This window comes from Helicobacter sp. MIT 05-5294, from assembly GCF_000765675.1.
Lineage (GTDB): Bacteria > Campylobacterota > Campylobacteria > Campylobacterales > Helicobacteraceae > Helicobacter_D.
This window is the reverse complement of record NZ_JRPA02000007.1, coordinates 84,049-105,625: the sequence shown is the minus strand read 5'-3', so window position 1 is coordinate 105,625 and position 21,577 is coordinate 84,049. Positions and strand designations below refer to the sequence as shown.

The following is a 21,577-nucleotide window of genomic DNA, read 5'->3' as shown; positions in this document are numbered from 1 at the left end:
CGGTTATGTTACAAACTTCCAAGATGGCACAGCAGTTACACTAAATGATGATGGTAACTTCTTTACAAATACTGTAGCTGGAGCAATCTGGTGGCAAAACAACGCAACAGGCGTTAGCACTTCTGCATTGCTAAATCGTGGTGTGCATGGCTTCGGAACTGAACAAGAAATCAGTGTATTCTATGGTGCAATCGGTTATACTATGATTGATAACAGACTAAGAATTGGACTAGATTATGTTTGGGGTAACAACGAAGTTACAAGAGGTGGCACAACAACTTGGGATAGAGATTTCCAAGAAATCACTCCAAGAATCAGCTGGAAACACAACAAACAGCTTACAATCTCTGGCTACTATGCGTATCTAATGACAGATGCGGATAATATCGGTTTGACTGAAGATGAAGACAGAGCAAGAGCAAGAATTGAAGTTAAATACAGCTTCTAGTCATCGCTTCACAAGCTAGAACAACTTACTTCTAGCTTATCTTGGAATCCCTTTTGGGATTCCAACACTTCTTTATTGCAAAATCCCACCTTATCCGTCATTGCAAGTGAGTGAAACGAACGCGGCAATCTCACTACTTCGTCATTGCAAGAAAATTTAAAATTTTCGTGGTGTGCAATTTGTGAAACAAATTTCACCCGCTTCAGCGTAAATCCCTAATCTTATATTTCGCCATTGTGGAATCTACTTTATGCAATATCATAGATTGCCACGAGATTCTAACGAATCTCTCGCAATGATAAAAAGGCAAAATCTTAACGACTTCTCGCGATGACGCAGTAGTATAATCGCGAACTACCACACTCGCTCGCAATGACGGCTGGTAGCTTACGATTCTACTATCTTGTATTTACCTATCACCTCATCATAATAAGGCAATTCATACATAATAAAAGCAATCCTAAAGCGCATTTTCTAGCAATCAAAAGAATGTTGCAACAAGTGGCAATATGTAAGATTACATTAAGCTTTTTTAGGGTAAAAGCCAAAGATTGTTTTGCCTAAAGCAAAACCAATTTAAATAAATCAAAGAATATCATTATTTAAGGAGTAATATGGAATCTAAAAGAGTTTATTTAGATAACAATGCAACAACAATGTTAGACCCACACGCCAAAGAGTTAATGGAATCTTACTTTTGTCAAAAGTATGGCAATCCAAACTCATTGCATAGTTTTGGCACAGAGACGCATACTGCGATTCGCGAAGCTTTTAATCATCTCTACGAGGGGATTGGCGCGAACGATGAGGACGATATTATCATCACTTCTTGCGCGACAGAAAGCAACAACTGGGTATTAAAAGGTGTCTATTTTGATATTTTGCGTTTTGGTGAAAAAAACCATATCATCACAACGCAAGTAGAACACCCCGCGATTCTCTCTACCTGTCGCTTTTTAGAGACTTTGGGTGTGGAGGTAACCTACCTACCTGTTGGCGAAAATGGCACACTCAACCCTAACGCACTAGAAGCCGCAATCACCGATAAAACTGCATTAGTAAGCGTAATGTGGGCAAACAACGAAACGGGAATCATTTTCCCAATAGAAGAAATTGGCGCAATCTGCAAAAAACACAAGGTGCTATTCCACACAGATGCGGTGCAGGCAATCGGTAAGATTCCTGTTAATGTGCAAAAAGCGCAAGTGGATTTTCTAAGCTTTAGCGGACATAAATTCCACGCGCCTAAAGGAATCGGTGGGTTATATATCCGTAAAGGCGTCAAACTCACTCCTTTATTTCACGGAGGAGAACATATGGGCGGAAGACGCAGTGGCACACTTAATGCCCCCTATATTGTGGCATTAGGAGAAGCAATGCGACAAGCAAGTTTATATTTGGATTTTGAACGAAACAATGTCCGCCATTTGCGCGACAAACTAGAGGACGCATTGTTGGAGATTCCTGATGTTTTTGTCGTAGGGAATCGTGCTTTGCGTGTGCCAAATACGATTCTAGTTAGCATTCGTGGGGTTGAGGGCGAAGCAATGCTTTGGGATTTAAACAAATATGGAATTGCTTGTTCCACAGGAAGTGCGTGTGCGAGTGAGGATTTGGAAGCAAACCCTGTAATGAGTGCGATTGGAGCGGATAAGGAGTTAGCACATACAGCAATTAGAATCTCACTTAGTCGCTTCACGACAAGCGAAGAAATTGATTATGCGATTGAAATTTTCAAAAAATCTATTGAGCGTTTGCGCTCTATTTCAAGCAGTTATTAAGATTTAAAAAGGATAAATAATGGCAAAAAACGAATTATTAGGTGGCGCATTATGGGACGCATATAGCAAAAAAGTAAGCCAAAGAATGGATAATCCAACGCATTTGGGTGTTATCACACAAGAAGAAGCAGACAAAAGAGGCTTGAAACTCATCGTCGCAGATTATGGTGCGGAAGCTTGTGGTGATGCAGTAAGGCTGTATTGGCTAGTTGATAGCGAGGATAAAATTGTAGATGCGAAATTCAAAAGCTTTGGCTGTGGGACTGCGATTGCAAGTAGTGATATGATGGTTGAGCTATGTCTAGGCAAAAAGGTGCAAGAAGCGGTAAAAATCACAAATATTGATGTGGAAAAAGCTTTGCGTGATGACCCAGAGATTCCGGCAGTCCCGGGGCAGAAAATGCACTGCTCGGTTATGGCGTATGATGTAATCAAAAAAGCCGCCGCGCTGTATTTAGGCAAGAATCCAGAAGATTTTGAAGACGATATTATTGTGTGTGAATGCGCGAGAGTGAGTTTAGGAACGCTAAAAGAAGTGATTAGAATCAACGACCTTAAAACGATTGAAGAAATCACAGAATACACTAAGGCAGGTGCGTTTTGTAAAAGCTGTATCAAGCCCGGAGGACACGAGGAAAGGGAGCATTATTTGGTAGATATTTTGCGCGAAGTGCGTAGCGAAATGGAGCAAGAGGCGTTGCAGAATAGGGCGGAAGAATCTTCTAAAGGAGAGCTTGGCTTCACTTCTATGACAATCGTTCAGAAAATCAAAGCGATTGAATCTGTGATTGATGAGAAAATCCGCCCGATGTTGATGATGGACGGGGGCAATATGGAAATCATTGATTTAAAAAACGCAAATGATGGCTATACTGATGTTTATATTCGCTATTTAGGTGCTTGTAGTGGTTGTGCTAGTGGAGCGACAGGCACACTTTTCGCGATTGAATCCGTCTTGCAAGAAAGCTTGGATTCTAGCATTCGCGTATTTCCGGTATGATGAAGTTTGGGAGATTCTGCATTGTGGCTTTGCAATGTGGACTACTTGCGTCATTGTAGAATCTCGCCTTTAAAGATTCCATTGCATATTTCCTTTAATCCTACATTATAGATTCATGTCTCTCACTTCGTTCGCTTCGCGCAATGACGCAGTAGGCATATTTTTTAAGCCCAACATGATAGATTGTCGCGTCTCCCACTTCGTTCGTTCTTCTCAATGACGGCTGGGTTGCTTACGATTCTACTATTGCGTCATTGCAAGGCAATGCTGAAGCAATCTATAATGTAGAATCTACTTCATATAAGATTATAAATTGCTTTGTCGCTCTGCCATGTGTAATGATGCGGTGGTGGAATCGTAGATAGCTTGGGTTATAGAATGTTTCAATTATGCCCTGCAATGATGACTAGAAATTTTGTTTATGGATAGTTTTAAAACATTTCTTTTATTTTCTTAAAAAATATATTTAATTATTAAATTTAATATTAATTTTTGTATAATCCCTTGAAATTTCAAAAATAAAAGAGGAGAAAAAATGAACAAAATCTACAAAGTTGAGATTATCACGCGTTCAGAAAAGCTAAATGTGCTAAAGGATTCCTTAGCGCAAAAGGGAATCAAGGGTATGACAGTCAGTAATGTAATGGGCGCGGGAAACCAAAAAGGCAAAACCGAAGTGTATCGTGGCAATGAAACTACGATTGATTTGTTGCCAAAAATTCGCGTAGAGATTCTTACGAAAGAAAGCTCACTTCAAGCAATCATTGAGGTTGCAAAAACTATCCTAAAAACCGGAAGTGCAGGTGATGGCAAGATTATTATTTTGCCTGTTAGCAATGTGATTAGAATCCGCACAGGGCAAGAGGGAGAAGACGCGATTTAAGGATAGATTCTAAAATTTAGAATTTAAAGTTTGATTTTTATAAAATTTTAAAATAAGGCTAGAAAATGAAAATGGTTTTGTTGCTTTTTGGGCTGTTTGGAATAGCTTTTGGGGCGGATTTAGAAGTTTCTGCTGTGGATACTTTGTTTTTAATTGTGTGTTCTAGTTTGGTGCTTTTGATGACCCCTGCACTTGGAATGTTTTATGGTGGAATGGTGAATCGCGGCAATGTGCTAAGCACGATGATAAATTGTATTATGCTGTTTGCTCTAATTTGCATTCAATGGGTGATTTTGGGCTATACTCTCGCATTTGGAGATGATATAGGGCATTTTATCGGGAATCTAAACCATATTTTTTTAGGCAACATTCAGGATTCTATGATTGGCTTAGTTTCAGAGAATCTCTTTGTGTTTTTTCAAATGCTTTTTGCAGTGATTGGGGCGGCAATTATTACGGGTTCTTTCGTGGAGCGTATGCGATTTGGCGTTTTGTTGATTTTCGTTCTTTGTTGGAGCACTTTTGCCTATGATGTGTTGGCGCATTGGGTGTGGGGCGGAGGTTGGCTTATGGAGATTGGTTCTCTTGATTTTGCCGGTGGTGGCGTGGTTCATATTGCCGCTGGAGTGGCTGGGCTTGTCGGCTGTTTGATGCTTGGGAAGCGAAAGTTCAAACAAGGAATTCTCCCGCATAGTTTGCCACTTTCTTTTGCGGGGGCGATTTTTTTGTGGTTGGGTTGGCTTGGATTCAACACCGGAAGTGCGTTGAGTGTAAATTCTGTCGCAGTCAATGCGTTTTTAAGCACGAATTTCGCAGTCGCTGGGGCGATGATTTCATGGATGATTATAGAATGGACAAAATATGGCAAACCGACATTGCTAGGTAGCATTACAGGAATCGTAGCGGGGCTTGTGGCGATTACTCCTTCTGCTGGGTTCGTAACTCCATTTTCGGCAATCGTGATTGGTTTTTTAGTTTCGCCGATTTGTTTTTTTGCCATTAGTTATTTGAAGTTCAAATTGGGCTATGATGATACGCTAGACGCATTTGGTTTGCATGGTGTGGGTGGAATTTGGGGCGGAATCGCAACAGGGCTTTTTGCGACAAGTTCTGTTAATGAAATCGTGAGCAAAGAAGCTGCAGGGGAGGGGTTGTTTTATGGAGGGGATTTTAGTTTGCTATTCGTGCAGATTGTCGCGATTATTGCGTGTTTTATCCTCTCTGGGGCGATTAGTTTTGTGGTGCTTAAGGTGATAAGTATTTTCGTGCCTTTACGCGTGGAAGAAATGCAAGAAGAAAATGGCTTGGATCAGTCTTTGCATGGTGAAATTGCCTATCGTTAAGGGTTTTTAAAATGTGGGATTCCACAAATGGAGTCTGCACACTAGTGGAATCGTAGGCTATTATAGCTTTCAGTGAAGTTATTTGCCGCTTCTCCCAATGACGCCTTGCTAACCCGTGATTTTGCTACTGCGTCATTGCAAGGACGAAGCGCACATCACATAGCGGTTTGCCCACACTTGCAAATCTATAATGTTGACTTTAAGAAAATATGCCTACTGCGTCATTGCGAGAAGTCGTTAAGACTTCGCGGCAATCTATAAATAAGGAACTTAAGCAAATATCCAACGGAATCTTTAAGGTGAGATTTTGGATTATGGATTACTACGAATTGTGTTGCAATGTTTGCAATGACGAGGCGGTGGAATCTTAGATGGCTTGGATTGCAGATTTACACTACAATCCTATAAATAGAATTCTTTAAAGACGCAAGGCGGATTCTGCATTACAAAGCTAGGACGCAAATCCTAAGAAAACAGCAATCGCAAAATCACCCTTTACTCTATTCTAGCATACTCTTAAGTGTCTCACTAATGCGTTTACCATCGGCAACTTCTCCTAGATTCTTACTTGCCATTCCCATAATCTTACCCATATCTTTTTTGGATTTTGTTCCAATCTCATTTAGGATTCCCTCCAACGCGACTTTTAATTCCTCATCGTTTAGTTGTTTGGGCAAATACTCCAAAATCACTTGCATTTCAAAGCTTTCTTTCTCATACAAATCCTCGCGCCCTGCGTTTTTGTAAGCTTCCGCCGCTTCTACGCGCTGTTTGTAGGCTTTTTTAAGAATGCCAATCACATCTTTATCTTCTAGGATTTTGCGCTCATCAACTTCAATTTGTTTTAGCGCACTGCTTAACATTCTTAAAGCGTCTCGCTTTTCTTTGTGATTCTCTTTCATTGCTTGTTTAATATCGTTTAGGATTCTTTCTTTGATTTGACTTGACATAAAAATTCCTTTTGATTGAAATCTGATTTTGGAATACGCTTTGCTTAAAGCTTTTAAAATTATATCCAAAATTTCAAGGAGAAGCCATGGAATCGGCAAAAACTTACAACCTAATAGAGATAGGATTCATCATTATTGCTTGTGCTTGTGGGCTATACTTTAGCGGTTGTGCGACCACAGAACCACAAATATCTTTTCGTCCTCCTGCCTATGTAGAGGAATTACCGCCTAAAGAAGATGAGGATAATTTCGGGAATCCGGGCAGTATTTTCGGACAAGGGGATAATCTCCTTTTCTCCGACCGCCGCGCAATGCAGCTTAACGACCTAGTAACTGTGATTATTAATCAAACTGCTCAAGCGAGTTCCACAGCTAACAAAAATCTCAACGAATCTTCTAGTGGCAACCTCACAGGACCGGGCATTACCTTTGGCGGACCTAGTAGCAGTATCGGCAGACTTACGGGCAAACTTAACAATCTCACAGGATTTGGAATCACAACAGGTGATAACACTTCAACCTATCAAGGCAATGGCTCACAGAATCGCCAAGAAACTTTTACAACAACGATTGCAGCGCGGATTATTAAGATTATGCAAAATGGGAATTATTTCATTGAAGGAAGTCGCGAAGTGCTAATCAATGGCGAAAAGCAAGTGATTCATCTAAGCGGTGTCGTGCGTCCAACAGATATTGCGCGTAATAATACCATAGAATCCCAATATATCGCGGACGCGAAAATTATGTATGACACACAAGGTGAGTTAAAGAAAAGCACAGAAAAAGGTTGGGGAACAAAACTTATTGAATCCGTTTGGCCCTTTTAGGCAAATTTTGGATTCCTTTTGGTAAAATACGCAAATTTTTTATAAAGGATTTGCGTGCAAACACAACATTTTATCGGCACTCGGGGGGGACAAGATACGGCTTTAAATTTTCACGATGTAGTTTTGAATCCCAATGCAGCATTTGGAGGGCTTTATACCGCAAAAAAACTACCGAAGTTTGATGAAGATGCTATCAAAGAGCTTAGTCAATTAAATTATGAAGAATTAGCGCACGAGATTTTTCATCGTCTAAATTTGAATGTTTCCAAAGACTTATTGAAAGACGCGTTAAAGCTTTATCAAAACTTCGATAGCCCCGCTAATCCCGCGCCGCTTTGCTCGGTGCATCCTTATCTTAATCTACAAAAACTTTATTGCGGACCTACACGCGCTTTCAAAGATATGGCGTTACAGCCTTTTGGGACGCTCTTTAGCGGATTTTTAAACGAATCCAAAAGAGAAGTGGATTATCTGATTTTGGTAGCAACTAGTGGAGATACAGGACCTGCGACTTTGCAGAGTTTTGCCAACAAACCCCATACCAAAGTTGTGTGCATTTATCCCAAAGGTGGCACAAGTGATGTTCAACGCCTACAAATGACGACAGTAAATGCAGAAAATGTAAAGGTTTTTGGGATTGACGGAGATTTTGACGATGCGCAAACTTTGCTAAAAGACCTGCTAAAAGACCCGAAATTCAATGCGGTTTTAAGGACGAAAAATATTGCTTTAAGCGCAGCAAATAGCGTGAATTTCGGTAGAATTGCGTTTCAAATTGTTTATCATGCCTATTCTAGTTTGCAAATTTTCAAGATCAATCGTAGAAAAATCCATATCATCGTGCCAAGTGGAAACTTCGGCAATGCTCTTGGCGCATTTTATGCGAAACTCATAGGATTCCCGATTGAACGCATTTGGATTGCGACAAACACCAACAATGTCTTAAGTGAGTTTATTAATACCGGAATCTACGATATTTCAGAAAAATCTCTGCACAAGACTTATTCCCCTGCGATGGATATTTTAAAAAGCTCCAACATTGAACGCGTGCTTTTTACATTATTTGACGCCCAACGCACACGAGAATTAATGGAATCCCTTGAACAAACCAAAAAATACAGCCTCACCAAAGAAGAACTTGCTTGGATTAAAATGTATTTCAGTGCGACAAGTTGCGATGATAATTATTGTCTTAACATCATCAAAACTTACGCCAAAAAAGGCTATCTCATAGACCCACATACTGCTTGTGGATTCAAAGCGTATGAAGAAATCAAAACAAAATTCCCTAACACGCCTTGTGTGCTTTGCTCAACGGCTGAATGGACGAAATTTGCTCCAACGATTGCCAAAGCATTGGATTTGGGAGATTTAAGCGACAAAGAAGCATTGGAGCAAATCTCTAAAACTCATAAAGTCGCGATTCCAAAGCAAATTGCAGAGTTGTTCCATAATCCAGAAATCCATAATGAAGTTTTTGACAAAGAAGAATTGGGTCAAAAAATCTTAGAATGGCTATAAGGATTCTTAATGCTTTATTTTTCTGATTTACTTTTGAAATTACAACAATTTTGGCGCGAACAAGATTGTTTAATTATTCAACCCTATGATATTCCCGCAGGTGCAGGCACTTTTCACCCTGCGACATTGCTTAGAAGTTTGGATTCTAAGCCTTGGAGCGTGGCTTATGTCGCTCCTTCGCGTCGCCCCACAGATGGACGCTATGGAGAGAATCCTAATCGTTTAGGAAGCTATTATCAATTTCAAGTTCTTATTAAACCAAGTCCGAGCAATATTCAAGAATTGTATTTAAAAAGCTTAGAATATTTGGGTTTGAATCTCAAAAATCACGATGTGCGTTTTGTAGAAGATAATTGGGAATCCCCGACACTTGGGGCTTGGGGCTTGGGCTGGGAAGTTTGGCTTGATGGTATGGAAGTAACACAATTTACTTATTTCCAACAAGTAGGTGGGATTCCTTGCGATCCTGTGGCGGTTGAAATCACTTATGGGACAGAAAGATTGGCGATGTATTTGCAAGGCGTAGAAAATGTCTTTGATATTGCTTGGAATCCACATTATACTTATGCCGATGTGCATTTAGAGGGAGAATATGAGTTTTCAAAATACAACTTTGAAGTCGCGGATACTTCTATGCTGTTTGAATTTTTTGCCAAAATGCAAGAAGAAGGGAATGCGGCTTTAAAGGCGGGATTGCCTCTACCTGCTTATGATTGCGCAATGCTTGCAAGCCATTTGTTTAATGTGCTAGACGCGAGAAAAGCGATTTCATCAACCGAGCGACAAAATTATATTTTAAAAATCCGTGAACTCTCTAAGGCTTGTGCAACTCTATACAAAGAGCAAGAGCCTCTGCGCGAAGAGCGATTAGCAAATGCCAAACAAAAACATTAAACCCCTACAAGATTCCGCCACTAAATCCCAAAAGTCAAAGCATAGAATCGCCGAAATTCTAAGCTTTTTGGATTCTTTAAGTCCCTTTGAATTGCAAGAATCTTGGGATAATTCGGGATTGATTCTAGGCTCACCTAATCAAGAATTTGACAAGGTTTATTTGAGTTTAGAAGTAACTTGCGAAGTGTTAGAACAAATGGACAAAGACTCTTTGTTAATTACGCACCACCCATTGATTTTTAGCCCTCTTAAAACATTGGTTTTTGATCACTATCCCGCTAAATTATTGCAATTAGCAATCCACAAAAATATCCAACTCATCGCAATGCACACGAATTTTGACAAAACGCATTTTGGTAAATATATCGTTCAAGAGATTTTAAAGATTTCAGAATTTGAACAAAAGGACTTTGTTGTTTATTTGAAATGGCATGATACTTTAGAATCCTTATGTAAATTGCTTAAAGAAAAATTTGCTTTATCATGGCTTAAAATCACAAAATCTTCTAATCCGCATTGCCAAAACATCGCCCTTGTTACGGGAAGTGGCGGGGGATTCGTGCGTTCTTTGGAAGCAATAGATTGTCTGATTACAGGGGATATAAAATATCACGAGGCAATGGAAGCAAAAGCGCGGAATCTCCATTTAATAGACTGCGGACATTATGAGTTAGAAAGCTATTTTGGCGAAATTCTCTTGCCTTTTTTGACAAATCAAGGCTATAAAGCTATAATTTTAGATTCACAAAATCCCTTTAATTTTGTCTAAATATTTTAATCTTTGGAGCTGTTTATGAACAAGCATTTAAGTCAATTAATTGAAATTGCGAATTTGGATAAAGAAATTGATTCTTTTGAACCGCGTATTGGCGAAGTCAAAAAAGAATTAAATCTAATTGAAGAAGAAGAAAATTCGCTAAATCGCGAAATAGAAGATCTTGAAAGTGCCTCACGCGACCTTTCATTATCTATCCAAAAAAACGAGAATCATTTGGAGGATTTATCGCTCAAACTTGAAGAAATCGCCAACAAAACAAAACTCATTAGAACAGAGAAAGAAAGCAGAGCTTTAAGCCTAGAAGAAGAATTAGCAAAAGAGCAAATCACCTTTGCCAATGAAGAAATTACGCGCCTCAATACACTAATAGACTCTAAGAAAGATTCCATTAATGCACTTAAAGAGCAAATTGATTCTCTCCAAGTCAAACAAAAAGAAGTCGCGCAAAAGGTAGAAGTAGAAGTCCAAGAAATCAAAGACGAGCAAAACAAGATTTTCGCGCAAAAAGAAGAGCTTGTTGGCAAAATGGACCAAAAAATCATTTCATTTTATGAGAAGATTCGCAAATGGGCAAAAAATTCAAGCGTTGTCCCTGTTACGCGCCAAGCGTGTGGAGGTTGTTTTATCCGCATTAATGATAAAATCTATTCTGATATTATCCGTTCTGATGATATTATTACTTGCCCTCATTGTGGCAGAATCCTTTATTTCCAAGAAGAAAACACAAATCCCTAATGAAATGCTTTGTTGGCCTTTATTATGTGTTGATTATCATAGCACATGCTTGTGCTATGCCTTTTCTTTTTATTTTAAGCTTTAAGCAAAAGTATCGTGTTTCTCTTAAAAAGCGTTTTTTACTGCCAGATTCCATAGAGCAAGAGGCGACGGGATTTCAACTGCATTGGCTACATGCTTGTTCGTTTGGAGAAGTGAAATCCTTGCAAAGCATTATAGAATCTCTGCAACAACAGCTTAGAGAAAATGAGAAAATCTTGCTTACTACCACAACGCAAACAGGATTTAATCTCGCAAACAAGCTTTATCCAAACTGCATTGTGCGCTATTTGCCTTTTGAAACCTTACTGCCTTTTTGGCTGCACAATATTCGCCTTAAAAGTCTCACGCTAGTAGAAGCGGAACTTTGGCTAATGCCCCTTTTTTGCGCCAAAGCAAAGGGTGCGAAAACTTTGCTTATCAATGCAAGAATCTCAAAACGCTCTTTTCCAAAATATCAAAAATTTGATTTTTTTTACCGCAGAATCTTTAGCCTTATCACAAAAATTTTCTGTCAAACACCTGCAGATAAAATGTGCCTTGAAGCATTAGGTGCGCGAAATGTGGTTGTTCTTGGCAATCTCAAACTAGCCGAGATTCCACAAATTAGCACAGATTATACAGCTCCCAAACAGCCTTTGTGGATAGTCGCTAGCACACATAGTAAAGCAAAAGAAAGCGAGGAAGTTTGGATTTTACAAGCTATTATAGAGACCTTTTTTAGCTCTTGTGATTCTTTTAGTGAGTGTTTGGAATCTATGCCAAGATTCTTGTTTGCCCCGCGCCACCCTGAACGCTTCTTAGAAGTGGAATCCCAATTGAATGCTATCTTAGAATCCCACGCCCTCCCGCATCTTATTAAAACCTCCGAAGTAGGTGTGCAAGATTCCTTGAATGCGCCTTTTATTTTGCTAGATTCACTAGGAGAACTCCATAATCTTTACAAGATTGCGCAAGGCGTTATTTTGGGTGGTAGTTTTCTTCAGGGAATCGGTGGGCATAATCCGATAGAGGCGGCGTTTTTCCACACTAAACTTATCAGCGGACCTTATATTTTCAACCAAAAAGCACTCTTTGCAAGTATCCAAAACTACACCTTATGCAAGATTCAAAATTTGCCCAAAGCACTGCAAAAACGCGAAGTATTAAAGGGTGCGAAAATCACTAAAAAACTTAAATTAACAAAAATCATTCAAGCTATTTGTTGCAAGGATTCTGAAAATGAAAAGCCTAAAACCCCAAAAAACTAGACGCGATTCTAAAATTTCTTCTCATCTGCAAAAACAGAATCACAAATCCAATTTAAGCCCTAAAGCTCAAGATTCTAATGCCAAAACTCTAATGCAAAAGATTCTAAAAGATGCCCAAAAAGCCTACAAGCTTTTAAGTTTGCAAGAAAATTGTTCCAACAATGAGGCAAAAAGTCTCATTGATAGGGGATTGGTAAGCGTCAATGGGAAGAAACTCCAAATCGCACGCGCACTGCTTTCGCCGCAAACGAAGTTTCAGATTCAAAAACCCAACGCAATCACTGAAATTTTTAGGGATTCGCAAATCCTAGCCCTCGCAAAACCCGCATTTCTCACAAGCGAAGAAGTCGCGAAGTCCTATCCGCAGTGGGTTTTGCTCCATAGGTTGGATAAGGAAACAAGCGGAATCTTATTGCTCGTCAAAGACCAAAGCGAGTTTCATCTCAAGGCAAAAGAAGCTTTCAAGCAAATGCAAGTCAAAAAACACTATATTGCAATTGTAGAGGGAATCTTGGAAGAGGAATGCGAAATCACCGCGCCGCTCCTCATTAAAAAGGGCAAATCCGCCAAAGTAGAAATCAGCAAAAACGGCGAGGGGCAAAAAGCAATTACGAAAATTCGCCCCTTAGAAATTTCAGGAAAAAAAACCAAACTAGACATAGAAATCAAAACAGGCAAAACCCATCAAATCCGTGTGCATTTAGCGCACCTCAAACACCCTATCATCGGGGATACACTCTATGGAGCAAAACCTGCTAATCGTATTTTGCTCCACGCGTATTCCATTGCACTTTTGGGATATAATTTTGTTTGTCCGCCCCCAGAAGAATTTACATTCAAAGACAATTTATAACAGCAAATCCACCCGCGATTCCGTCATCTCGCAATGACGCAGTAGCACAACTTGTCGTCATTGCGAACGCAGTGAAGCAATCCATAATTTAGAATTTTGCTTTAAAGATTCCATTGTATTATTTTCCTTAAAGCTAACATCATAGATTGCCACGAAGTCTAGCAATTTCTCGCAATGACGAGGTGGTGAATTGTGAGTGATTTGGGTTATGAATTGCTTCGGTGTTGTCTTTCAATGATGCAATGGGGATTCTACACAATTTTGTGATGATAATTGGCTTACCACCCATTAGCCCAAAAATATTTTTTTAAGCATAAAGACAAGAATCAAGCAATACAAAACAAGCAGGGCGTATTTGTGCTTTTTGGCATTGATTTTGCCAAGTAGCCAAATCCCAATCCGCACACCAATAATTGAGGAGATTCCAACTAAAAAGCCTTGTTTGTAGTCTGTATAGCCATGCAGCGCAAGTGAAGTGAAGCCCGAAATGGAGGAAAAAATAATAAAGAAAAGGGAAATGGGAACGATTCTCTTGCTGCTATATCCTAGATAATAAGCCAACAAGGGTGCTAGCATCATTCCTCCGCCGACTCCAAGTGAGATGGCAAACACTCCTACTACACAACTTCCGCCTATTAAAAAAAGCCTTGCGCCAATTCCATTCCCTAATCTACTTTCTCCGCCCTCGGCATTTGCTTTGAAAAATTTGACTAAGGAATAAGCGATAAAAAGCGTAAAAACCCCCTCTAAAATGCGTGAAGGAATCGTATCTACTACCATACCGCTAAATGCCGCGCCAATTAATCCGCCAAAACCTGCGTAAATCCCGTCTCTAAAGTCAAGATTGTGCTGTTTGTAGTTGATATAAGAGCCATAAATGGAAGAAAAAATCATTTGCATAATGGAGATTCCAACGGCTATTTTAATGTCATTGCCTAGTAGAATCATAAAAGGCACGATAATCGCCCCACCACCGATTCCAAATAATCCCGATAAGATTCCTGTTGGAATCCCGATTGCCAAAAGTGCGACAAGATACAAAGGGTCTAAGGATAAAATTTCCACACCAAGCCTTAAAGTTCAAAATTTTTTGTATAATTTTGCAGAAAAAAATATTAAAATAAGGTAAAACTTAAGTTTATGCTAAAAAATTTGGAGATTTTATGCAAGAAAATAAAGAAGAGATTAAAATTACACAATTTGTTAAAGTCGCAGGTTGAGCTGGTAAAATAGGTCTGGAAGACCTTTCACAAATCGCCACTCCCTTAAAAAACTTAGCAAATGATAATATTCTGGTGGATTTTAGAGGTAATGAAGATGCAGGCGTCTATCGGCTAACACCTGAAATCGCACTCGTGCAGACTGCAGACTTTATCACTCCTGTGGTAAATGATCCTTATGTTTATGGGCAGATTGCAGCGGCGAATGCGCTTAGTGATGTTTATGCAATGGGCGGAATCGTAAAATGCGCATTAAACCTGATGATGTGGGATTCTTGTAGGATTCCACAAGAATATGCAAGTGCAATCTTAGAGGGTGGATTATCTAAGATTAAAGAAGCTGGAGGAGTGCTAGTTGGCGGACATACGGTATCTGATAGTGAGCAAAAATATGGTTTGAGTGTGAGTGGAATTATTAACCCACAAAGGATTTGGCGCAATAATGGGGCGCAAGTTGGCGATGTTTTGGTCTTGACGAAGCCCATTGGCATGGGTGTGCTAACGACGGCGTTGAAGGCAAATATGCTAGATTCTAAAGTAGCAGATAAGATTTCGCGGATTATGGCGGCTTTGAATCGCAAAGCCTGTGAAATCGCAAAAGACTTTGATATTCACGCTTGCACAGATATTACGGGATTCGGGCTTTTAGGGCATTTGAGCGAAATGTTGAATCCAAAAATTAACATTCATTTAGATTCGCAATCTATTCCTTTGGTGGAAGAAGCCATAGAGTTTGCCAAAATGGGCATTATTCCTGGTGGAAGCTGTGGAAATGAACGAGCAATTAAGCATTTGTGTGAGTTTCGTTTGAAAAGTGATTCTAAATTTAGGGACTTAGAGATTTTACTTTTTGATGCGCAAACTTCGGGTGGATTGGTCTTTGCCTTGCCACAAGGACAGGTTAAAATGCTTTTGGAGAGATTAAAAGAAGCAGGGATAGAATCCGCGCAAATGATTGGCGTAGTGGAATCTCGTGTGGATACATTAACACAAGTTAGGATTTTTGTAGAGTAGTTTGACTTGTCTTGTCAATCCGTAATGTGAGTAATCCGCCGTCATTGCAAAGAATCCGCCACTGCATCATTGCAAGAAAACCGTTAGGTTTTCGTGGCGCACATTGCTAACGCAGTTTGCCCACACTTGCAAATCCGCGCCCAAAATCTCGCCTTAAAGGATTTCACTTTATTGTTTGAGATTCCGCATTCAATCACAATCCTAGCCAAAGATTAATGCAAACTCACAGACAAGAAAAGGCAACCTTGATTTTTCTCTTTCGCTAACGCTTCAAAGAAAATCTTTCCTTATTGCCTGTTCGTCTTGCATTAGCCTTTGCCTCGCCGTGTGTCATTGCGAGATTCCACCTTGCATTTTGTGTTACCTTTCGTTATTGCGAGAAATTACTAAATGCAACTTCGTGAGCAGTGTGTGCTTTGTTGTATTTCGTGCGCCTTGCAATAACAAAGTGTAAGACAATAACAAAAAGGCTTTACGTTAATGGGCTGCTTCTAATAAAGTCTTAACATAAGGGTGTTTGGGAGATTTAAAAACTTCTTGTGTTGCGCCATATTCAAGCATTTTTCCCTCTTTGAGGACAAATACATTTTGGCATAAACTTGCAATCACGCTTAAATCGTGGCTAATGCAAAGATAGCTTAGATGATATTGTTTGCTAAGGTTTAATAATAAAGCTAAAATTTGGCTTTGCGTTGCGCGGTCTAACGCGCTTGTAGGTTCGTCTAAAATCAACACTTTTGGGCGCAAAATCAAACTTCTAGCGATACTGATTCTCTGTCTTTGTCCGCCACTAAGCTCATTGGGATAGCGTTTGAGATAGCTTTCGTCTAAGCCTACATCAAAGAGGCTTTGTGTAATTTTTTCTTGCAAATTTTTAAAATCCCAATGCAGTTCTTTTTGGTGCGCTTTGACTCCTTCTCGTAGGATTTGAGAAATATTCATTTTAGGATTTAGAGAGCTAAAGGGGTCTTGGAAAATGATTTGAATCTCTTTCCTAGCCTTGCGCAATTCCTCGCCTTTAAGTGCAAAGAAGTTTTTGCCCAAAAGATTCACTTCGCCTTGTATGATTTGGGAATCTAGCAAACGACAAAGCCCATGCGCTAGGCTACTTTTGCCACTTCCTGATTCTCCAATAATCCCTAAGCTTTCTCCCTCTTTTAGTTCAAAGCTAAGGGGTTGCAAGGCAGTGAAAGATTCTAGGGTTTTACCCCAAAAGCTTTTTTTAATCGGATATTGGACGCTTAGATTTTTGACTTTTAGAAGTGTTTGTGTGTCATAAGATTCTTGATTGTAATGGAATCCTAACGATTGAATAAGCAACTTTGTGTAAGGATTTTTTGGGTTTTGGAGTATTTCTTGTGTCGCTCCACTTTCTATAATTTTGCCTTGATGAAGCACGATGAGTTTGGGGCAAAGTTTCGCGACAACAGCGAGATTATGGCTAATAAACAGAATGCTAAGATTGAATTTTTTTTGTAAATCTTTTAAGAGATTTAGAATTTGCGCTTGTGTTGTAGAATCCAAAGCAGTAGTTGGCTCATCGGCAATTAGAATTTTAGGGGAATTTGCAAGTGCAATCGCAATGCACACGCGTTGTCTTTGTCCGCCACTAAGCTCATAAGGATAGGATTCTAAAACTTTTGTGGGTAGATTAACATTAGTTAAGAGTTCTAAAATCTTCTCTTGCAATGCTGTTTTTGCGATATTTGGATTGTGAATCCAAATTGCTTCACCAAGTTGTTTTTTGACTTTTTGCAGAGGATTAAGTGCGCTTAGAGGCTCTTGAAAGATGTAGCTGATTCCTTTTCCGCGCAAACTTTGCATTTGGGATTCTTTGAATTGGAGTAAATCTTCTCCTACAAATAAAATCTTTCCTCCTTGCACTTGATAATCTTTGATAAGTCTTAAAATCAAATGGCTAAGCAAGGTTTTGCCGCTTCCAGATTCGCCAACAATCCCCAAAGTTTCCCCTGCTTGGAGGCTAAAATCAATGCTTTCAAGTTGGAATCCTTGAATAGAGGCATGGAGGGATTGGATTTGTAAAAGAGGATTCATTGGAGGTTGCCTTTGTTGTCTTTAATAAGGATATTTTCACTGCGCAAAGAATCCCGCAAACCCTCTCCGATAAATACAAGCAAACAAAGTAATATGCTTAGCGCAAAGAATCCGCTAAGTCCAAGCCAAGGGGCGTTTAAGTTGTTTTTACCCTGCGAGAGGAGTTCTCCCAAACTCGCACTTGGCGGAGGCAATCCAAGCCCTAAAAAATCCAAAGAAGCAAGGGTTGTAATGCTGCCACAAAGAATAAAAGGCAAATAAGTAAGCGTGGCTACAAGGGCATTTGGCAAAATATGATGCAACATAATGCGAAAGTGGCTAACGCCTAGCATTTTGGCAGCTTTGATATAATCAAGATTTCGCACTTTTAGAAACTCTGCACGCACAAAAGGCACAAGCGCAATCCAAGAAAACAGCAAAACCACGCATAAAATACTCCAAAAATTTGGTTCTAAGAGACTTGCAAAAATAATTAAAACAAAGAGGATTGGCATACCGCTCCAAATTTCAATCAATCGTTGTCCGAGTAAATCTATTTTGCCACCAAAATACCCGCAGATTGCCCCAACCAAAAGTCCGATGATGGAGCTAAAAAAGGTAAGAATCAAGCCAAACAAAATAGAGGTTTTTAGTCCATAAAGCAATCTTGAAAGCACATCTCTGCCCAAATCATCTGTGCCAAGAGGATTCCTAAAACTCGGTGGAGAGGGAGCGGGTGAGGGTAAATCATAAATCACAGAATCGTAAGCATAAGGAATTAGAGGCATTATAAAAAACCCTTTTTCGTGGATTTTGTTTTGTAAATAAGGATCATTATAATTTGCAAGGCTTTCAAAGTCTCCGCCAAAAGTCGTTTCGGGATAGTCTTTAAATAAAGGAAAGTAATTTGCCCCATCATAGCGCACAAAAAGTGGTTTGTCATTTGCGATAAATTCTGCGCTCATACAAAGCACAAACAGCACTGCAAAAATCCACAGCGAGACATACGCGCGTTTGTTTTGCTTGAAAGTTAGGAATCTTCGGTTTGGGATTCTGTGCCGCATATTTACGCCTTCCCAAAATGGATTCTTGGGTCTGTGATTGTGTAGAGTAAATCACTGATAAGCCCGATAATCAAACCAAAAAGCGTAAAAATATAAAGAGAACCAAAAATCACAGGATAATCCCGCGTGATAATGGATTCATAACCCAAAAGCCCCAAACCATCTAGCGAAAAGATGATTTCAATCAGCAAAGAGCCACTTAGTAGAATCCCAAGCAATGCAGAGGGAATAGAAGCGATGATGAGCAACATTGCATTGCGAAAAATATGGCGGTAAAGCACTTGGGATTCCTTTAATCCCTTAGCGTAAGCGAGTTTGACATATTGTTTGTGAATTTCCTCCAAAAAGGAATTTTTAGACAGCAAAGTCAAAGTTGCAAACCCGCTAATACTAAGCGAGATAACAGGCAAGGTAATATGCCAAAAATAGTCTTTGATTTTGCCAAATAAGCTTAAATCCCCAAAATCATCGCCTACGATTCCGCGCAAAGGAAAGAGATTAAAATAAGTTCCTCCTGCGAAGAAAATAATCAAAATCAGGGCAAATAAAAAGGTTGGAATCGCATTGCCAACGATAATTAAAGTGCTTGTGAGATGATCAAACGCACTTCCCTCTTTGAGTGCTTTTTGGATTCCTAGTGGAATGGAGATGAGGTAAATTAACAAAGTGCTCCAAAGCCCTAAACTAATGGAAACAGGGAGTTTTTCTAAGAGCAAATCCACGACTGCGGTGTTTTTATAAAAACTCTTGCCAAATTCAAAACACAAATAGTTTTTGAGCATTAAGAAATATCGCTCCAAAAGCGGTTTATCAAAGCCATAAAGAGCTTGAATCTGTGCAATCATTTCTTCATCTAAGCCTTGATTTTTATAAAGGCTATTTTGGCTTACTTCTCCTTGCATACCCACTCCCTCCAAACGCGCAATCATCTGTTCTACGGGACCTCCGGGAGCTGCTTGAATAATGAAAAAGTTTAAAGTCATAATGCCAAGCAAAGTTGGGAGAATCAACAAAAGCCTTTTTAGGATATATTGTTTCAAATTTGCCCTTTAGCGTCTGAAATTTGGATATTTTGCCTGTAGTTTGTTGAGCTTTTCGGGATTCGCCCACCAAGTTTCAAAGCCGATATTGTAGATTGGGGCAATGGCAGGGTGTTCTAAAAAATCCCAAAACGCAACCCTAAAGGATTTTGCGTGATAATGTGGAATCACATAATATTCCCACAGCAAAACCCTATCAAGCGCGCGTGTGCTTACAAGAAGTTCTTGGTAGCTTTTGGCTTGAATGATTCTATCAATCAAGGAATCCACAACTTCATTTTTGATTCCGATATAGTTATAGCTTCCTGCGGAATCTGCGGCACTTGAACCCCAAAAAAATGCTTGTTCATTGCCCGGAGAAAGACTTTGTGGGAAAACGCTTACAATCATATCATAGTCAAATTGTCGGAGTTGGTTGATGTATTGGCTCATATCTACGACACGAATTTTCATTGTAATGCCCAAAGTCTGTAAGTTTTTCTGAAATGGAATCGCCACACGCTCCATTGCAGGGCTGACGAGCAATAATTCAAAGGTGAAGGGTTGTCCTTTCTCATAGGATTCCGCAGTAGAATCCTCTGCTTTAGGCGGATAGAGTTTGCCATTTTTAAAGACAAATCCGGCTTCTTTTAAAAGTGTTTGTGCTTTTTTGAGATTTTCACGATTATTGCCATCTCCCTTGCTTTTGGGCAAAGAAAAGCTTTGTGTGAAAATCTCTGGTGGAAGTTTGGAGCGGTAAGATTCCAAAATCTCTAATTCCGCGCCTAATGGAATCCCAACACTTGCAAATTCGGAATTATCAAAAAAACTTTTTGTGCGATGATATTGGCTAAAAAACAGATTCTTATTGCTCCATTCAAAGTCAAATGCGAGTCCCAAAGCCTCACGCACACGCCTATCTTGAAAGAGTTGTTTGCGCAAATTAAAGACGAATCCTTGCATTCCACTTGGCAAAGAATGGAGTAATTCTAGCTTTTGAATATCTCCATTTTTGAGGGCAACTCCTTGATAATCCAATGCCCAATTTTTAGCACTAGATTCTTCTCTGTAATCGTATCTACCGGATTTAAAAGCTTCTAGCGCGACCGCGTCGTCTTTGTAATAATCAAAAGTAATTTTGTCAAAATTAAAACTTCCTATGCGCGTTTTATGATTGTGCGCCCAATAGTTTTTGGCGCGTTTATAGGTAAGGCTTCTTCCTGCGTCAAAAGAATCCAAAGTATAAGGACCGCTTCCTAGCGGGAGTTTGAGAGGATTTTCGCTAAGATTCGCGTCTTTGTAATAATGCTTTGGCAAAACAGGCAAATCTCCAAGGATTAAGGCTAATTCGCGATTCTCTGGATTTTTGAAATTAAAGCGAATCGTGTATTTATCTACGACAATGGCTTCTTTGACATCTGCGTAGTAGCGCACCATAGAGGGATTCTCTCCTCGCGCGATGGTTTGGAAGCTAAACTCCACATCAAAGGCAGTTACTTCTGCGCCATCGTTAAAACGCGCATTTTCGTCCAAATGAAAAATCACAAACGAATTATCACGCGCTCTTTGAACTTGCTTAGCAATCAAGCCATATTGACTGCTAGGCTCATCAAAAGAACGAACCATTAAAGTATCATATAACAAAGAAAGCCCTTTGGCACTTGTGCCTTTGAGTAAAAAATCATAAAAGCTATCAAAGCTTCCCAACGCGTATTGCTTGATATGTCCGCCCTTTGGTGCGTTGGGATTGACATAATCAAAATGTGTAAAATTCTTGTATTTTACCTCACCATTGGCACTAAAAGCAGAATCGCTATAAGTTTGCGCATTGAGCCAAACAGAGAGAGTAAGAAAGCCAACCAAACAAAAAGCAAAAGGAGAAATGCGCATAAGTTTCCTTAGAAATTTAAATTCAAGTATTCTA

The 21,577-nt window shown here is 39.6% G+C and carries 22 protein-coding genes; 14 read left to right on the top strand and 8 right to left on the bottom strand.

Annotated elements, in window-relative coordinates; all coding sequences use genetic code 11:
* Positions 1-448: major outer membrane protein (locus LS69_RS05200; protein ID WP_138122835.1), on the top strand; the 448-nt coding region annotated here is incomplete at its 5' end.
* An 8-nt stretch (positions 449-456) separates the two neighbouring features.
* Here the strand turns inward: LS69_RS05200 and LS69_RS05195 are convergent.
* Positions 457-645 (bottom strand): hypothetical protein, encoded by a 189-nt coding sequence (locus tag LS69_RS05195; protein ID WP_138122833.1) that lies wholly within the window; start codon positions 643-645, stop codon positions 457-459.
* 5 nt (positions 646-650) lie between these two features.
* Complete coding sequence (locus LS69_RS10385; RefSeq protein WP_194145416.1) at positions 651-809, bottom strand: hypothetical protein; 159 nt, start codon at positions 807-809, stop codon at positions 651-653.
* A gap of 253 nt (positions 810-1,062) precedes the next feature.
* Between LS69_RS10385 and LS69_RS05190 the strand changes: the two genes are divergently transcribed.
* The 4 genes from LS69_RS05190 (at position 1,063) to LS69_RS05175 (ending at position 5,455) form a co-directional block, all read left to right on the top strand.
* Complete coding sequence (locus LS69_RS05190) at positions 1,063-2,229, top strand: NifS family cysteine desulfurase (protein WP_138122831.1); 1,167 nt, start codon at positions 1,063-1,065, stop codon at positions 2,227-2,229.
* A 19-nt stretch (positions 2,230-2,248) separates the two neighbouring features.
* Entirely contained in the window at positions 2,249-3,229 is a 981-nt protein-coding gene (locus LS69_RS05185) for an iron-sulfur cluster assembly scaffold protein (RefSeq protein WP_138122829.1), read from the top strand.
* A 535-nt stretch (positions 3,230-3,764) separates the two neighbouring features.
* The gene (locus LS69_RS05180; protein ID WP_138122827.1) at positions 3,765-4,112 is read left to right on the top strand and encodes a P-II family nitrogen regulator; all 348 of its coding nucleotides are present in this window, start codon (positions 3,765-3,767) and stop codon (positions 4,110-4,112) included.
* Positions 4,113-4,177: 65 nt separating this feature from the next.
* A complete protein-coding gene (locus LS69_RS05175; protein ID WP_138122825.1) occupies positions 4,178-5,455 on the top strand; it encodes an ammonium transporter in 1,278 nt (425 codons plus the stop codon).
* Positions 5,456-5,955: 500 nt separating this feature from the next.
* On the opposite strand, the gene LS69_RS05170 is transcribed toward LS69_RS05175, so the two are convergent.
* Positions 5,956-6,405 carry a GatB/YqeY domain-containing protein gene (locus LS69_RS05170; protein ID WP_138122823.1) on the bottom strand — a complete coding sequence of 150 codons (450 nt, stop codon included), beginning with the start codon at positions 6,403-6,405 and terminating at the stop codon, positions 5,956-5,958.
* Positions 6,406-6,491: 86 nt separating this feature from the next.
* Here LS69_RS05170 and flgH point away from each other — a divergent pair, with 86 nt between their 5' ends.
* From flgH to LS69_RS05135, 7 genes are all read left to right on the top strand, one after another.
* Positions 6,492-7,232 (top strand): flagellar basal body L-ring protein FlgH, encoded by a 741-nt coding sequence (flgH, locus tag LS69_RS05165; RefSeq protein ID WP_138122821.1) that lies wholly within the window; start codon positions 6,492-6,494, stop codon positions 7,230-7,232.
* Between the two features lie 54 nt (positions 7,233-7,286).
* Complete coding sequence (thrC, locus tag LS69_RS05160; RefSeq protein ID WP_138122819.1) at positions 7,287-8,753, top strand: threonine synthase; 1,467 nt, start codon at positions 7,287-7,289, stop codon at positions 8,751-8,753.
* Positions 8,754-8,762: 9 nt separating this feature from the next.
* Positions 8,763-9,647, top strand: a complete 885-nt coding sequence (gene glyQ / locus LS69_RS05155; RefSeq protein WP_138122817.1) for a glycine--tRNA ligase subunit alpha — start codon at positions 8,763-8,765, stop codon at positions 9,645-9,647.
* Complete coding sequence (locus tag LS69_RS05150) at positions 9,628-10,416, top strand: Nif3-like dinuclear metal center hexameric protein (protein ID WP_138122815.1); 789 nt, start codon at positions 9,628-9,630, stop codon at positions 10,414-10,416. The genes glyQ and LS69_RS05150 overlap by 20 nt, the downstream gene beginning before the upstream one ends.
* 24 nt (positions 10,417-10,440) lie before the next feature.
* Entirely contained in the window at positions 10,441-11,160 is a 720-nt protein-coding gene (locus LS69_RS05145) for a zinc ribbon domain-containing protein (protein WP_138122813.1), read from the top strand.
* A complete protein-coding gene (gene waaA / locus LS69_RS05140) occupies positions 11,160-12,449 on the top strand; it encodes a lipid IV(A) 3-deoxy-D-manno-octulosonic acid transferase (protein ID WP_138122811.1) in 1,290 nt (429 codons plus the stop codon). The genes LS69_RS05145 and waaA overlap by 1 nt, the downstream gene beginning before the upstream one ends.
* A 91-nt stretch (positions 12,450-12,540) precedes the next feature.
* Positions 12,541-13,302, top strand: a complete 762-nt coding sequence (locus LS69_RS05135; protein WP_238699167.1) for an RluA family pseudouridine synthase — start codon at positions 12,541-12,543, stop codon at positions 13,300-13,302.
* Positions 13,303-13,590: 288 nt separating this feature from the next.
* Here LS69_RS05135 and LS69_RS05130 read toward each other — a convergent pair whose 3' ends face one another.
* The gene (locus tag LS69_RS05130) at positions 13,591-14,367 is read right to left on the bottom strand and encodes a sulfite exporter TauE/SafE family protein (RefSeq protein WP_138122807.1); all 777 of its coding nucleotides are present in this window, start codon (positions 14,365-14,367) and stop codon (positions 13,591-13,593) included.
* A 164-nt stretch (positions 14,368-14,531) separates the two neighbouring features.
* On the opposite strand from LS69_RS05130, the gene selD reads away from it, so the two are divergent.
* Both selD and LS69_RS11080 read left to right on the top strand, forming a co-directional pair.
* On the top strand, positions 14,532-15,536 hold the full coding sequence (gene selD / locus LS69_RS05125) for a selenide, water dikinase SelD (protein WP_138122805.1): 1,005 nt from the start codon (positions 14,532-14,534) through the stop codon (positions 15,534-15,536).
* A 93-nt stretch (positions 15,537-15,629) separates the two neighbouring features.
* Positions 15,630-15,752: a hypothetical protein gene (locus tag LS69_RS11080; protein WP_275050961.1), complete on the top strand. Its 123-nt coding sequence runs from the start codon at positions 15,630-15,632 to the stop codon at positions 15,750-15,752.
* A gap of 261 nt (positions 15,753-16,013) precedes the next feature.
* Here the strand turns inward: LS69_RS11080 and LS69_RS05120 are convergent, their stop codons facing one another.
* From LS69_RS05120 to LS69_RS05105, 4 genes are read right to left on the bottom strand one after another with little or no spacing between them, the layout of a single operon-like run.
* Positions 16,014-17,591 carry a dipeptide ABC transporter ATP-binding protein gene (locus tag LS69_RS05120; protein WP_138122804.1) on the bottom strand — a complete coding sequence of 526 codons (1,578 nt, stop codon included), beginning with the start codon at positions 17,589-17,591 and terminating at the stop codon, positions 16,014-16,016.
* The gene (locus LS69_RS05115) at positions 17,588-18,634 is read right to left on the bottom strand and encodes an ABC transporter permease (RefSeq protein WP_138122802.1); all 1,047 of its coding nucleotides are present in this window, start codon (positions 18,632-18,634) and stop codon (positions 17,588-17,590) included. The genes LS69_RS05120 and LS69_RS05115 overlap by 4 nt, the downstream gene beginning before the upstream one ends.
* A 2-nt stretch (positions 18,635-18,636) precedes the next feature.
* The gene (gene yejB / locus LS69_RS05110) at positions 18,637-19,674 is read right to left on the bottom strand and encodes a microcin C ABC transporter permease YejB (protein ID WP_138122800.1); all 1,038 of its coding nucleotides are present in this window, start codon (positions 19,672-19,674) and stop codon (positions 18,637-18,639) included.
* A gap of 9 nt (positions 19,675-19,683) precedes the next feature.
* On the bottom strand, positions 19,684-21,543 hold the full coding sequence (locus LS69_RS05105; protein ID WP_138122798.1) for an extracellular solute-binding protein: 1,860 nt from the start codon (positions 21,541-21,543) through the stop codon (positions 19,684-19,686).
* Positions 21,544-21,577 lie beyond the last annotated feature (34 nt).